The 13,893-nt window shown below is 52.9% G+C and carries 9 protein-coding genes, 3 tRNA genes and 3 rRNA genes; 7 read left to right on the top strand and 8 right to left on the bottom strand.

Annotated features, from left to right (window positions below; all coding sequences use genetic code 11):
* Positions 1-70: 70 nt before the first annotated feature.
* A complete protein-coding gene (gene yafC / locus LBF07_RS15430) occupies positions 71-976 on the top strand; it encodes a DNA-binding transcriptional regulator YafC (protein WP_033144685.1) in 906 nt (301 codons plus the stop codon).
* Positions 977-1,005: 29 nt separating this feature from the next.
* Here yafC and dkgB read toward each other — a convergent pair whose 3' ends face one another.
* The 8 genes from dkgB to gmhB form a co-directional block, all read right to left on the bottom strand.
* On the bottom strand, positions 1,006-1,809 hold the full coding sequence (dkgB, locus tag LBF07_RS15425) for a 2,5-didehydrogluconate reductase DkgB (RefSeq protein WP_033144684.1): 804 nt from the start codon (positions 1,807-1,809) through the stop codon (positions 1,006-1,008).
* Between the two features lie 160 nt (positions 1,810-1,969).
* Positions 1,970-2,046 (bottom strand) — tRNA-Asp (locus LBF07_RS15420).
* Between the two features lie 55 nt (positions 2,047-2,101).
* A 5S ribosomal RNA gene (rrf, locus tag LBF07_RS15415) occupies positions 2,102-2,217 on the bottom strand.
* Between the two features lie 69 nt (positions 2,218-2,286).
* Positions 2,287-5,191, bottom strand: a 23S ribosomal RNA gene (locus LBF07_RS15410).
* A 171-nt stretch (positions 5,192-5,362) separates the two neighbouring features.
* Positions 5,363-5,438 (bottom strand) — tRNA-Ala (locus LBF07_RS15405).
* 42 nt (positions 5,439-5,480) lie between these two features.
* Positions 5,481-5,557 (bottom strand) — tRNA-Ile (locus LBF07_RS15400).
* 69 nt (positions 5,558-5,626) lie between these two features.
* A 16S ribosomal RNA gene (locus LBF07_RS15395) occupies positions 5,627-7,168 on the bottom strand.
* The 16S, 23S and 5S rRNA genes sit together here with 3 tRNA genes alongside, the layout of an rRNA operon.
* 368 nt (positions 7,169-7,536) lie before the next feature.
* Positions 7,537-8,103, bottom strand: a complete 567-nt coding sequence (gmhB, locus tag LBF07_RS15390) for a D-glycero-beta-D-manno-heptose 1,7-bisphosphate 7-phosphatase (protein WP_029741186.1) — start codon at positions 8,101-8,103, stop codon at positions 7,537-7,539.
* A gap of 188 nt (positions 8,104-8,291) precedes the next feature.
* On the opposite strand from gmhB, the gene metN reads away from it, so the two are divergent.
* The 6 genes from metN (at position 8,292) to proS (ending at position 13,871) form a co-directional block, all read left to right on the top strand.
* The gene (metN, locus tag LBF07_RS15385; protein ID WP_023310475.1) at positions 8,292-9,323 is read left to right on the top strand and encodes a methionine ABC transporter ATP-binding protein MetN; all 1,032 of its coding nucleotides are present in this window, start codon (positions 8,292-8,294) and stop codon (positions 9,321-9,323) included.
* Positions 9,316-9,969: a methionine ABC transporter permease MetI gene (locus LBF07_RS15380; protein ID WP_014168730.1), complete on the top strand. Its 654-nt coding sequence runs from the start codon at positions 9,316-9,318 to the stop codon at positions 9,967-9,969. The genes metN and LBF07_RS15380 overlap by 8 nt, the downstream gene beginning before the upstream one ends.
* 40 nt (positions 9,970-10,009) lie before the next feature.
* Positions 10,010-10,825, top strand: a complete 816-nt coding sequence (gene metQ, locus LBF07_RS15375; RefSeq protein ID WP_014168729.1) for a methionine ABC transporter substrate-binding lipoprotein MetQ — start codon at positions 10,010-10,012, stop codon at positions 10,823-10,825.
* 106 nt (positions 10,826-10,931) lie between these two features.
* A complete protein-coding gene (gene rcsF, locus LBF07_RS15370) occupies positions 10,932-11,336 on the top strand; it encodes an Rcs stress response system protein RcsF (protein ID WP_008501883.1) in 405 nt (134 codons plus the stop codon).
* Positions 11,333-12,040: a tRNA (N6-threonylcarbamoyladenosine(37)-N6)-methyltransferase TrmO gene (gene tsaA / locus LBF07_RS15365; RefSeq protein ID WP_039260568.1), complete on the top strand. Its 708-nt coding sequence runs from the start codon at positions 11,333-11,335 to the stop codon at positions 12,038-12,040. Before rcsF ends, tsaA begins: the two co-directional genes overlap by 4 nt.
* 112 nt (positions 12,041-12,152) lie before the next feature.
* Positions 12,153-13,871, top strand: a complete 1,719-nt coding sequence (proS, locus tag LBF07_RS15360) for a proline--tRNA ligase (protein ID WP_033144681.1) — start codon at positions 12,153-12,155, stop codon at positions 13,869-13,871.
* Positions 13,872-13,893: the final 22 nt, after the last annotated feature.

The raw sequence follows: 13,893 nt of genomic DNA, 5'->3' as shown, positions 1-13,893 counted from the left end.
GCAGTATGCGCCAGTGCTTAAATAACAAAAATGGTCAAAATCTCAATAGAATTTTGCAGGTGGTGCAAAAATGAAAGCAACATCGGAAGAGCTGACAATCTTTGTCGCCGTCGTTGAAAGCGGCAGCTTTAGCCGCGCGGCCGAACAGCTGGGTCAGGCTAACTCAGCCATCAGCCGTTCGGTAAAAAAACTGGAGATGAAGCTTGGAGTGAGTCTGCTTAACCGAACGACGCGGCAGCTGAGCCTGACGGAAGAAGGAGAGCGTTACTTCCGCCGCGTGCAGTCGGTACTGCAGGAGATGGCTGCAGCAGAGACGGAGATTATGGAGACCCGCAGCACGCCGCGTGGATTGCTGCGCATTGATGCGGCCACGCCGGTTGTGCTTCACTTTCTGATGCCGCTGATCAAACCTTTCCGCGAACGCTATCCGGAGATGACGCTATCGCTGGTCTCCTCAGAGACGTTTATCAACCTCATCGAACGGAAAGTGGATGTGGCTATCCGGGCGGGAACCCTGACAGATTCAAGCTTGCGTGCCCGCCCTCTGTTTGCCAGCTACCGCAAAATTATCGCATCGCCAGAGTATATTGCCGAGCATGGGAAACCGGAGACGGTTGAAGAATTGAAGCAGCATCTGTGCCTTGGCTTTACGGAGCCGGTGTCGCTGAACACCTGGCCTGTCGCCTGTCATGATGGTCAACTTCATGAAATTACCTGCGGATTATCCTCAAACAGCGGGGAAACGCTGAAGCAGCTGTGTCTCGAAGGAAATGGTATCGCCTGCTTGTCAGACTATATGATTGACAAGGAGATAGCCCGGGGTGAACTGGTGGAATTGATGGCCGATAAACGCCTGCCGGTCGAAATGCCTTTTAGCGCGGTGTATTACAGTGACAGAGCGGTGAGTACGCGTATTCGTGCCTTTATTGACTTCCTGAGTGAACATATAAAAACAGCTCCCGGAGGAGCCGTGTGAGGGTTCAGGTTACAGAGGGCGGGTCAAACTTAATCCCAGTCAGGAGCTAAACCTTCCGGGCTGACCAGGCGATCGTTGCACTCCAGCGCTGCGATCGCTTTTTTATCGTCTGCATCCAGATGAAGATCCGCTGCTAACAGGTTGCTGGCCAGGTTTTCACGCTTAGTTGATGATGGGATCACTGCATAACCTTCACCCATTGCCCATGCCAGAATCACCTGCGCAGCAGTGGCGTTATGTTTCTCTGCAATACGCGTAATTACTTCATCTTTCAGAGCTTTACCGTAGGCCAGCGTCATGTATGAAGTTATGTGGATCCCGTTCTGTTTTGCCCAGTCCACGACTTTACGGTTTTGCAGGTATGGCGACAGCTCAATCTGGTTAGTCGCAATATTTTCTGCGCCAACAGCAGCAATGGCTTTTTCCATCAGCGGAATGGTGAAGTTGGAGATCCCAATTTCGCGGGTTAAGCCCTGCTTTTTCGCTTCCAGCAGCGCCTGCATGAATTCCTCTACTGAGACGGCATCATTCGGTGATGGCCAGTGGATCAGCGTCAGATCTACGTAGTCAGTACGCAGTTTTTTCAGGCTCTCCTTCAGGCTAGGGATCAGCTTATCTTTGCTGAGATTCTCAATCCAGATTTTCGTGGTGATAAACAGTTCGTTACGCGGCACACCACTCTCTTCGAGAGCTTGTCCAACGGCAGCTTCGTTTTCATAGATCTGTGCCGTATCAACTGCACGATAACCCAGTTCGAGTGCGGTTTTAACCGATGCGATAACAACGTCGTCTTTCAGGCGGAAAGTGCCAAGACCAAATGCAGGGAGAGTCATACTATTCCTCAATCATTATGTTCGTAAACTGAGGAAGATTATCGCTGGCGTTGTTATAGAGAAAAAGATCGCAAAACGCAGAGGATTTTTGCTAATTTCGCAATAATTAAACGTCAGATAAGAAAAAAGCCCTGAGCGTGAGCTCAGGGCTTTTAATAAGTGGCGGAACGGACGGGACTCGAACCCGCGACCCCCTGCGTGACAGGCAGGTATTCTAACCGACTGAACTACCGCTCCACCGAAGACTGCTGTAACCACCGGATTTATGCACCGGCTTACTACTTAATTTGATGCCTGGCAGTTCCCTACTCTCACATGGGGAGACCCCACACTACCATCGGCGCTACGGCGTTTCACTTCTGAGTTCGGCATGGGGTCAGGTGGGACCACCGCGCTAAAGCCGCCAGGCAAATTCTGTTAATCTGTATCAGGCTGAAAATCGTGTCTGTCTCTTCGCCGAAACAGCTTCGGCGTTGTAAGGTTAAGCCTCACGGTTCATTAGTATCGGTTAGCTCAACGCATCGCTGCGCTTACACACCCGACCTATCAACGTCGTAGTCTTCAACGTTCCTTCAGGACCCTTAAAGGGTCAGGGAGAACTCATCTCGGGGCAAGTTTCGTGCTTAGATGCTTTCAGCACTTATCTTTTCCGCATTTAGCTACCGGGCAGTGCCATTGGCATGACAACCCGAACACCAGTGATGCGTCCACTCCGGTCCTCTCGTACTAGGAGCAGCCCCCCTCAATTCTCCAGCGCCCACGGCAGATAGGGACCGAACTGTCTCACGACGTTCTAAACCCAGCTCGCGTACCACTTTAAATGGCGAACAGCCATACCCTTGGGACCTACTTCAGCCCCAGGATGTGATGAGCCGACATCGAGGTGCCAAACACCGCCGTCGATATGAACTCTTGGGCGGTATCAGCCTGTTATCCCCGGAGTACCTTTTATCCGTTGAGCGATGGCCCTTCCATTCAGAACCACCGGATCACTATGACCTGCTTTCGCACCTGCTCGAGCCGTCACTCTCGCAGTCAAGCTAGCTTATGCCATTGCACTAACCTCCTGATGTCCGACCAGGATTAGCTAACCTTCGTGCTCCTCCGTTACTCTTTGGGAGGAGACCGCCCCAGTCAAACTACCCACCAGACACTGTCCGCAACCCGGATTACGGGTCTACGTTAGAACACCAGCCATTAAAGGGTGGTATTTCAAGGTTGGCTCCACGCAGACTGGCGTCCACGCTTCAAAGCCTCCCACCTATCCTACACATCAAGGACCAGTGTTCAGTGTCAAGCTATAGTAAAGGTTCACGGGGTCTTTCCGTCTTGCCGCGGGTACACTGCATCTTCACAGCGAGTTCAATTTCACTGAGTCTCGGGTGGAGACAGCCTGGCCATCATTACGCCATTCGTGCAGGTCGGAACTTACCCGACAAGGAATTTCGCTACCTTAGGACCGTTATAGTTACGGCCGCCGTTTACCGGGGCTTCGATCAAGAGCTTCGCGTTGCCGCTAACCCCATCAATTAACCTTCCGGCACCGGGCAGGCGTCACACCGTATACGTCCACTTTCGTGTTTGCACAGTGCTGTGTTTTTAATAAACAGTTGCAGCCAGCTGGTATCTTCGACTGATTTCAGCTCCACCCGCAGGGGCTTCACCTACATATCAGCGTGCCTTCTCCCGAAGTTACGGCACCATTTTGCCTAGTTCCTTCACCCGAGTTCTCTCAAGCGCCTTGGTATTCTCTACCTGACCACCTGTGTCGGTTTGGGGTACGATTTCGTGTTACCTGATGCTTAGAGGCTTTTCCTGGAAGCAGGGCATTTGTTACTTCAGCACCGTAGTGCCTCGTCATCACACCTCAGCGTTAAAAGGTACCGGATTTACCTGGAACCTCCGCCTACATGCTTAAACCGGGACAACCGTCGCCCGGCTAACATAGCCTTCTCCGTCCCCCCTTCGCAGTAACACCAAGTACAGGAATATTAACCTGTTTCCCATCGACTACGCCTTTCGGCCTCGCCTTAGGGGTCGACTCACCCTGCCCCGATTAACGTTGGACAGGAACCCTTGGTCTTCCGGCGAGCGGGCTTTTCACCCGCTTTATCGTTACTTATGTCAGCATTCGCACTTCTGATACCTCCAGCATGCCTCACAGCACACCTTCAACGGCTTACAGAACGCTCCCCTACCCAACAACGCCTAAGCGTCGCTGCCGCAGCTTCGGTGCATGGTTTAGCCCCGTTACATCTTCCGCGCAGGCCGACTCGACCAGTGAGCTATTACGCTTTCTTTAAATGATGGCTGCTTCTAAGCCAACATCCTGGCTGTCTGTGCCTTCCCACATCGTTTCCCACTTAACCATGACTTTGGGACCTTAGCTGGCGGTCTGGGTTGTTTCCCTCTTCACGACGGACGTTAGCACCCGCCGTGTGTCTCCCGTGATAACATTCTTCGGTATTCGTAGTTTGCATCGGGTTGGTAAGCCGGGATGGCCCCCTAGCCGAAACAGTGCTCTACCCCCGAAGATGAGTTCACGAGGCGCTACCTAAATAGCTTTCGGGGAGAACCAGCTATCTCCCGGTTTGATTGGCCTTTCACCCCCAGCCACAAGTCATCCGCTAATTTTTCAACATTAGTCGGTTCGGTCCTCCAGTTAGTGTTACCCAACCTTCAACCTGCCCATGGCTAGATCACCGGGTTTCGGGTCTATACCCTGCAACTTAACGCCCAGTTAAGACTCGGTTTCCCTTCGGCTCCCCTATACGGTTAACCTTGCTACAGAATATAAGTCGCTGACCCATTATACAAAAGGTACGCAGTCACACCAAGAAGGTGCTCCCACTGCTTGTACGTACACGGTTTCAGGTTCTTTTTCACTCCCCTCGCCGGGGTTCTTTTCGCCTTTCCCTCACGGTACTGGTTCACTATCGGTCAGTCAGGAGTATTTAGCCTTGGAGGATGGTCCCCCCATATTCAGACAGGATACCACGTGTCCCGCCCTACTCTTCGAGTTCACAACCTGTGTGCTTTCGTGTACGGGACTGTCACCCTGTACCGTGCGACTTTCCAGACGCTTCCACTAACACACAAGCTGATTCAGACTCTGGGCTGCTCCCCGTTCGCTCGCCGCTACTGGGGGAATCTCGGTTGATTTCTTTTCCTCGGGGTACTTAGATGTTTCAGTTCCCCCGGTTCGCCTCGTTAACCTATGTATTCAGTTAACGATAGTGCAACGAATTGCACTGGGTTTCCCCATTCGGACATCGCCGGGTCAAAGGTTCATATCACCTCGCCGGCGCTTTTCGCAGATTAGCACGTCCTTCATCGCCTCTGACTGCCAGGGCATCCACCGTGTACGCTTAGTCGCTTAACCTCACAACCCGAAGATGTTTCACTTCTGATTGCGAAAATTTGAGAGACTCGAACACACCATTAAAGATGTGTCGTTTCAATTTTCAGCTTGATCCAGATTTTTAAAGAGCAAAACTTCGCAGTGCACCTTTTCAGGTTCACTCTGAAGTTTTCTTGTGTTCGCAGTAAAAGATGGTGGAGCTATGCGGGATCGAACCGCAGACCTCCTGCGTGCAAAGCAGGCGCTCTCCCAGCTGAGCTATAGCCCCATCGTTTATCATCTCTGTACCGCTCATCCTTTAAAAGGAGTTTGGTAGGCCTGAGTGGACTTGAACCACCGACCTCACCCTTATCAGGGGTGCGCTCTAACCACCTGAGCTACAAGCCTGCAGAGATTTTTACTGCTGTTTTTCATCAGACAATCTGTGTGAGCACTACAAAGGCAGGTTCTTTAAGGTAAGGAGGTGATCCAACCGCAGGTTCCCCTACGGTTACCTTGTTACGACTTCACCCCAGTCATGAATCACAAAGTGGTAAGCGCCCTCCCGAAGGTTAAGCTACCTACTTCTTTTGCAACCCACTCCCATGGTGTGACGGGCGGTGTGTACAAGGCCCGGGAACGTATTCACCGTAGCATTCTGATCTACGATTACTAGCGATTCCGACTTCATGGAGTCGAGTTGCAGACTCCAATCCGGACTACGACGCACTTTATGAGGTCCGCTTGCTCTCGCGAGGTCGCTTCTCTTTGTATGCGCCATTGTAGCACGTGTGTAGCCCTACTCGTAAGGGCCATGATGACTTGACGTCATCCCCACCTTCCTCCAGTTTATCACTGGCAGTCTCCTTTGAGTTCCCGGCCTAACCGCTGGCAACAAAGGATAAGGGTTGCGCTCGTTGCGGGACTTAACCCAACATTTCACAACACGAGCTGACGACAGCCATGCAGCACCTGTCTCAGAGTTCCCGAAGGCACCAATCCATCTCTGGAAAGTTCTCTGGATGTCAAGAGTAGGTAAGGTTCTTCGCGTTGCATCGAATTAAACCACATGCTCCACCGCTTGTGCGGGCCCCCGTCAATTCATTTGAGTTTTAACCTTGCGGCCGTACTCCCCAGGCGGTCGACTTAACGCGTTAGCTCCGGAAGCCACGCCTCAAGGGCACAACCTCCAAGTCGACATCGTTTACGGCGTGGACTACCAGGGTATCTAATCCTGTTTGCTCCCCACGCTTTCGCACCTGAGCGTCAGTCTTTGTCCAGGGGGCCGCCTTCGCCACCGGTATTCCTCCAGATCTCTACGCATTTCACCGCTACACCTGGAATTCTACCCCCCTCTACAAGACTCTAGCCTGCCAGTTTCGAATGCAGTTCCCAGGTTGAGCCCGGGGATTTCACATCCGACTTGACAGACCGCCTGCGTGCGCTTTACGCCCAGTAATTCCGATTAACGCTTGCACCCTCCGTATTACCGCGGCTGCTGGCACGGAGTTAGCCGGTGCTTCTTCTGCGGGTAACGTCAATTGCTGTGGTTATTAACCTTATCGCCTTCCTCCCCGCTGAAAGTACTTTACAACCCGAAGGCCTTCTTCATACACGCGGCATGGCTGCATCAGGCTTGCGCCCATTGTGCAATATTCCCCACTGCTGCCTCCCGTAGGAGTCTGGACCGTGTCTCAGTTCCAGTGTGGCTGGTCATCCTCTCAGACCAGCTAGGGATCGTCGCCTAGGTGAGCCGTTACCCCACCTACTAGCTAATCCCATCTGGGCACATCTGATGGCAAGAGGCCCGAAGGTCCCCCTCTTTGGTCTTGCGACGTTATGCGGTATTAGCTACCGTTTCCAGTAGTTATCCCCCTCCATCAGGCAGTTTCCCAGACATTACTCACCCGTCCGCCGCTCGCCGGCAAAGTAGCAAGCTACTTTCCGCTGCCGCTCGACTTGCATGTGTTAGGCCTGCCGCCAGCGTTCAATCTGAGCCATGATCAAACTCTTCAATTTAAGTTTGATGCTCGTGAATTAAACTTCGTAATGAATTACGTATGTTCACTCAGAGACTTGGTATTCATTTTTCGTCCGAGGACGTTAAGAATCCATGTCACTTTGAGTGCCCACACAGATTGTCTGATAAATTGTTAAAGAGCAGTGCAACGCGGCTTTCGCTCACCGTTGCGAGGTGGCGTATATTACGCTTTCCTCTTTCAGAGTCAACCCGTTATTTCAGAATTTTTCTCTTCAACCGAACCGCTTGTTGTGTGAAGTGATTCACATCCGCCGTGTCGATGGAGGCGCATTATAGGGGGCCGCCGAGTAATGACAAGCGGAAAAATGCATTTTTATTTCAACCGCTCATCTTTTCACCAAAAAGGCTATTTTTGGTGCTTTTTAATCTCTTTTGGCAGATCGGCCAGACTATTAATCACCCAATCCGCTGCATTTTCTGCTTCTGGCGTCACTGGCTTACCGGTGCGAACTAATATTTTGGTTCCTACACCCGCTGCGGCGGCTGCCTGCATATCTTCCAGTTTATCGCCCACCATATAAGAAGCAGACATATCAATGTGCAGGAACTCCTGTGCAGAGATGAACATCCCGGGATGCGGCTTACGGCAGTCACAGGTCTGACGATACGCTTCAACGGTTCCCTGCGGGTGGTGCGGACAATAGTAGATGCCGTCGAGATCCACACCGCGGTCGGCTAGCGACCAGTCCATCCATTCCGTCAGCGTCTCGAACTGCGCCTCGGTGAATTTACCGCGTGCAATACCGGACTGGTTCGTCACAACCACCAGCGCATAACCCATCTCTTTCAGCTGGCGCATGGCATCTATTACGCCCTCGATAAACTCGAACTCATCAATCTCATGAACATAACCGTGATCCACATTAATAGTGCCGTCACGATCGAGAAAAATTGCGGGTACTGATTTTGCCACCGGTTTGCTCCTGAAAAAGGCATGTTCGACTAGTATCTCATGAATCGCAGCGCAATAAAGTGCTCATCGTACAGAGTTGGATTGATTTAGACGTCTGGATGCCTTAACATCCGTTTTGTTTACGGTCATCACCCGTATCTGGCAGAAGAAAATGCCACGGCTAACTTACATACGATAAAAATAATCTAATGATTAAACTTTCCAATATCACCAAAGTGTTCCAGCAGGGAAACCGAACCATTCAGGCGCTGAACAACGTCAGCCTGCATGTTCCTGCTGGTCAAATTTATGGCGTCATTGGCGCATCGGGTGCAGGTAAAAGCACGCTGATTCGTTGTGTTAACCTGCTTGAGCGCCCAACCCAGGGCAGCGTAGAAGTTGGCGGCCAGGAACTTACCGCCCTTTCAGAGAAAGAACTCACCAAAGCGCGTCGTCAGATTGGCATGATCTTCCAGCACTTTAACCTGCTGGCTTCCCGCACCGTATTCGGCAACGTTGCCCTGCCGCTTGAGCTGGATAACACGCCAAAAGAAGAAGTGAAGCGTCGCGTCACCGAACTGCTCGACCTCGTGGGTCTGGGCGACAAGCATGATAGCTACCCGGCAAATCTGTCCGGTGGGCAAAAGCAGCGTGTGGCCATTGCCCGCGCGCTGGCAAGCAATCCTAAGGTACTGCTGTGTGATGAAGCCACCAGCGCACTGGATCCGGCAACCACGCGTTCGATTCTGGAACTGCTGAAAGACATTAACCGTCGCCTGGGCCTGACGATCCTCCTTATTACACATGAGATGGACGTGGTGAAACGCATCTGCGACTGCGTGGCGGTCATCAGCAACGGTGAACTGATCGAGCAGGACACGGTAAGTGAAGTGTTCTCGCATCCGAAGACGCCGCTGGCACAGCAGTTCATCCAGTCCACGCTGCATCTGGATATTCCGGAAGATTATCTGGAGCGTTTGAAAACCGAACCCGCAGCAGACAGCGTCCCGATGCTGCGCATGGAGTTCACCGGTCAGTCCGTTGACGCTCCCCTGCTTTCCGAAACCGCGCGTCGCTTTAACGTAAACAACAACATCATCAGCGCGCAGATGGATTACGCCGGTGGCGTGAAGTTCGGCATCATGCTGACAGAAATGCACGGCACACAAGAAGAAACCCAGGCCGCGATTGCCTGGCTGCAAGAACACCACGTAAAAGTAGAGGTACTGGGTTATGTCTGAGCCGATGATGTGGCTGCTGGTTCGCGGCGTTTGGGAAACGCTGGCAATGACCTTTGTCTCTGGCTTCTTTGGTTTTGTGATTGGCCTGCCGGTCGGCGTATTGCTGTACGTGACGCGTCCGGGTCAAATCATTGAGAACGCGAAACTGTACCGTACGCTCTCAGCGCTGGTGAACATCTTCCGTTCTATTCCCTTCATTATTCTGCTGGTGTGGATGATTCCATTTACCCGCGTGATCGTCGGAACGTCTATCGGTCTGCAGGCGGCCATTGTTCCGCTGACCGTGGGGGCTGCGCCATTTATCGCCCGTATGGTGGAAAACGCCCTGCTGGAGATCCCAACCGGTTTGATCGAAGCCTCACGCGCGATGGGCGCAACGCCGATGCAGATCGTTCGCAAAGTCCTGCTCCCGGAAGCACTGCCAGGCCTGGTGAACGCGGCAACCATCACGCTCATCACGCTGGTCGGTTATTCCGCAATGGGTGGCGCAGTTGGCGCTGGCGGTTTAGGCCAGATTGGTTACCAGTACGGCTATATTGGATATAACGCTACCGTGATGAATACCGTTCTGGTATTGCTGGTTGTTCTGGTTTATTTAATCCAGTTCTCCGGCGATCGCATCGTCCGGACCGTTACTCACAAATAACGTTACACACAACACAAACTCTACGAGTTAAGGATAAAACATGGCGTTTAAATTAAAGACCTTTGCAGCAGTAGGCGCGCTGATCGGCTCTCTGGCACTGGTGGGTTGCGGTCAGGACGAAAAAGATCCAAACCACATCAAAGTGGGCGTTATCGTGGGTGCAGAACAACAGGTTGCTGAAGTTGCTCAGAAAGTGGCGAAAGAGAAGTATGGCCTGGACGTTGAGCTGGTGACCTTCAACGATTACGTTCTGCCGAACGAAGCGCTGAGCAAAGGCGATATCGACGCTAACGCCTTCCAGCATAAGCCATACCTGGATCAGCAGATCAAAGATCGTGGCTATAAACTGGTGGGTGTTGGTAACACCTTCGTTTATCCAATTGCCGGTTACTCTAAGAAAATTAAATCGCTGGACGAGCTGCAGCCGGGCTCTCAGGTTGCCGTGCCTAACGACCCAACCAACCTTGGCCGTTCCCTGCTGCTGCTGCAGAAAGTGGGCCTGATCAAACTGAAAGACGGTGTTGGCCTGCTGCCAACCGTTCTGGATGTCACCGAGAACCCGAAAAATCTGAAAATTGTTGAACTGGAAGCACCGCAGCTGCCACGTTCTTTGGACGATGCGCAGATTGCCCTGGCCGTGATCAACACCACCTATGCCAGCCAGATTGGCCTGACGCCAGCTAAAGACGGTATCTTCGTTGAAGATAAAGACTCCCCGTACGTTAACCTGATCGTGACTCGCGAAGACAACAAGGACGCGGAAAACGTGAAGAAATTCGTTCAGGCTTATCAGTCTGATGAAGTTTACCAGGAAGCCAACAAAGTGTTTAACGGCGGCGCTGTTAAAGGCTGGTAATCTCACCTCAGTGTAATATCATCAGGACGGGCTTATGCCCGTCTTGTCATTTGTGCAGTCAACTGATTCAATATCTGACGTTTTGATTATCCATTGAGGAACTATTATGCGTGCTTTACCGATCTGTCTTTTAGCACTCATGCTGAGCGGCTGTTCTATGCTAAGCAGATCTCCCGTTGAACCTGTTCAAAGCACGGCAACCCCGCCAAAAACCGAGCCTGCAAAACCGAAAGTGGTTCGCCCTGCGCCGGTTCGCATTATCACGAAAGCAGACGAACTCGTCGGTAAACCGTTCCGTGAACTGGGCGAAGTGAGCGGCGAATCCTGTCAGGCGACCAATCAGGACTCACCACCAAATATTCCGACAGCGCGTAAACGTATGCAGATTAATGCCGCAAAAATGAAAGCCAACGCGGTTCTGCTGCACAGCTGCGAAGTCACCAGCGGCACGCCGGGCTGCTACCGTCAGGCGGTTTGCATCGGTTCAGCGCTGAACATCACGGCGAAATGAGTGCATTTCAGTTCGAGCAGATAGGCGTTATCCACTCTCCTTATAAAGAGAAGTTCGCCGTCCCCCGCCAGCCCGGTCTGGTCACCAGCGGAAGCGGTGAGCTTCACCTGATTGCGCCTTACAATCAGGCCGATGCGGTACGCGGGCTTGAGGCTTTCAGCCATTTATGGGTGGTGTTCGTGTTTCACCAGACGATGGAAGGCGGCTGGCGTCCGACCGTGCGCCCTCCTCGTCTCGGCGGAAATGCGAGAATGGGCGTGTTTGCAACTCGCTCGACTTTCCGCCCAAACCCGATTGGAATGTCGCTGGTTGAACTGAAAGGCATACGCTGCCAGAAAGATCGGGTGATACTGGAGTTAGGTAGCCTGGACCTGGTAGACGGCACGCCGGTAATCGACATCAAACCCTATTTGCCCTTCGCCGAAGCCCTCCCGGACGCGCGTGCAAGTTATGCTCAGGACGCGCCACAGGCGGACATGCCTGTTTATTTTACGCCTGAGATAACCGCGCAGCTCGGTCAGCTGGAGAAACGCTATCCTCGCTTACGGGATTTCATCACTGAAGTTCTGGCACAGGACCCGCGTCCGGCCTACCGTAAAGAAGAGGAAGAAGGAAAAACGTACGCCGTCTGGCTGCTCGATTTCAACGTTCGCTGGCGCGTCACCGGGGCAGGTTTTGAAGTGTTTGCCCTTGAACCCAGGTAATTTTGTTCTCCTCTCTTTTGGCATCTTTGCCACACTGGTAAACTAAACCACTTTTTTTGTGTCAGGCTGGTGTTTCAGCCTGTTCCAATCGTCGAAATGGAACCGTAACAACATGCGTACTAGCCAATATCTGCTCTCCACTCTGAAGGAGACGCCTGCCGACGCCGAAGTGATCAGCCATCAGCTGATGCTGCGCGCCGGGATGATCCGCAAGCTGGCCTCCGGGTTATATACCTGGCTGCCGACCGGCGTGCGCGTCCTGAAAAAAGTCGAAAACATCGTGCGTGAAGAGATGAACAACGCCGGTGCTATCGAGGTGTCCATGCCTGTGGTTCAGCCCGCTGACCTGTGGCAGGAGAGCGGCCGTTGGGAACAGTATGGTCCTGAACTGCTGCGCTTTGTCGATCGCGGCGAGCGTCCGTTCGTTCTCGGCCCAACGCATGAAGAAGTCATTACCGACCTGATTCGTAATGAGCTGAGCTCTTACAAACAGCTGCCGCTGAACTTCTTCCAGATCCAGACCAAGTTCCGTGACGAAGTTCGCCCACGTTTCGGCGTCATGCGCTCTCGCGAATTCCTGATGAAAGATGCTTACTCTTTCCATACCTCTCAGGAATCACTGCAAGAGACCTACGACGCAATGTACGCGGCGTACAGCAAAATCTTCTCCCGCATGGGTCTGGATTTCCGTGCTGTGCAGGCTGATACCGGCTCCATCGGCGGTAGCGCATCCCATGAGTTCCAGGTCCTGGCGCAGAGCGGTGAAGACGATGTGATCTTCTCTGACTCTTCAGACTACGCGGCGAATATCGAATTTGCAGAAGCGCTGGCGCCAAAAGAACCACGCGGGGCGGCAACGCAAGAGATGACGCTGGTTGATACGCCAAACGCTAAAACCATTGCCGAGCTGGTTGAGCAGTTCAATCTGCCTGTCGAAAAAACCGTGAAAACGCTGCTGGTGAAATCCACCGAAGGCAGCGCTTACCCGCTGGTTGCCCTGCTGGTGCGTGGCGATCACGAGCTGAACGAAGTGAAAGCCGAGAAGCTGCCGCAGGTAGCCAGCCCGCTGACCTTCGCAACGGAAGCGGAAATCCGCGCCGTGGTGAATGCGGGTCCAGGTTCACTGGGTCCAGTCAATCTACCGGTGCCTGTTGTCATTGACCGCACGGTTGCGGCAATGAGCGACTTCTCCGCAGGTGCGAACATCGACGGTAAACATTACTTCGGCATCAACTGGGATCGCGACGTGGCGACGCCGGAAGTGGCTGACATCCGTAACGTGGTTGCAGGCGATCCAAGCCCGGACGGCCAGGGTACCCTGATGATTAAGCGCGGCATCGAAGTGGGTCATATCTTCCAGCTGGGTGATAAATACTCTCGCGCGCTGAACGCGGCTGTTCAGGGTGAAGATGGCCGTAACCAGATCCTGACCATGGGTTGCTACGGTATCGGGGTGACGCGCGTGGTGGCTGCGGCGATTGAGCAGAACTACGACGAACGCGGCATCGTCTGGCCGGACAATATTGCGCCGTTCCAGGTGGCCATTCTGCCAATGAACATGCACAAGTCTTACCGCGTGCAGGAGCTGGCCGAGAAGCTGTATGCCGAGCTGCGCGCTCAGGGTATCGAAGTGCTGATGGATGACCGTAAAGAGCGTCCAGGCGTGATGTTTGCCGATATGGAACTGATCGGTATCCCGCACACCGTCGTCATCGGCGACCGTAACCTCGACAGCGATGAGATTGAATACAAATACCGTCGCAGCGGCGAGAAACAGATGATCAAGACCGGCGACATTCTTGATTACCTGGTGAAAGCCATCAAAGGCTAAACAAAAACCCCGCTCAGGCGGG

The sequence above is a fragment of the Enterobacter cloacae complex sp. ECL352 genome (assembly GCF_020149545.1).
Classification (GTDB): domain Bacteria; phylum Pseudomonadota; class Gammaproteobacteria; order Enterobacterales; family Enterobacteriaceae; genus Enterobacter; species Enterobacter asburiae_B.
Note: the sequence above shows the minus strand (reverse complement) of the source record. Positions and strands in the feature narration are given on the sequence as shown.

What these genes read in the sequence shown, in the direction of transcription:
- yafC (WP_033144685.1), top strand. Translation starts at nt 71, where the DNA reads ATGAAAGCAACATCGGAAGAGCTGACAATCTTTGTCGCCGTCGTTGAA.
- rcsF (WP_008501883.1), top strand. Translation starts at nt 10,932, where the DNA reads ATGCGTGCTTTACCGATCTGTCTTTTAGCACTCATGCTGAGCGGCTGT.
- tsaA (WP_039260568.1), top strand. Translation starts at nt 11,333, where the DNA reads ATGAGTGCATTTCAGTTCGAGCAGATAGGCGTTATCCACTCTCCTTAT.
- dkgB (WP_033144684.1), bottom strand. Translation starts at nt 1,809, where the DNA reads ATGACTCTCCCTGCATTTGGTCTTGGCACTTTCCGCCTGAAAGACGAC.
- metN (WP_023310475.1), top strand. Translation starts at nt 8,292, where the DNA reads ATGATTAAACTTTCCAATATCACCAAAGTGTTCCAGCAGGGAAACCGA.
- proS (WP_033144681.1), top strand. Translation starts at nt 12,153, where the DNA reads ATGCGTACTAGCCAATATCTGCTCTCCACTCTGAAGGAGACGCCTGCC.
- LBF07_RS15380 (WP_014168730.1), top strand. Translation starts at nt 9,316, where the DNA reads ATGTCTGAGCCGATGATGTGGCTGCTGGTTCGCGGCGTTTGGGAAACG.
- metQ (WP_014168729.1), top strand. Translation starts at nt 10,010, where the DNA reads ATGGCGTTTAAATTAAAGACCTTTGCAGCAGTAGGCGCGCTGATCGGC.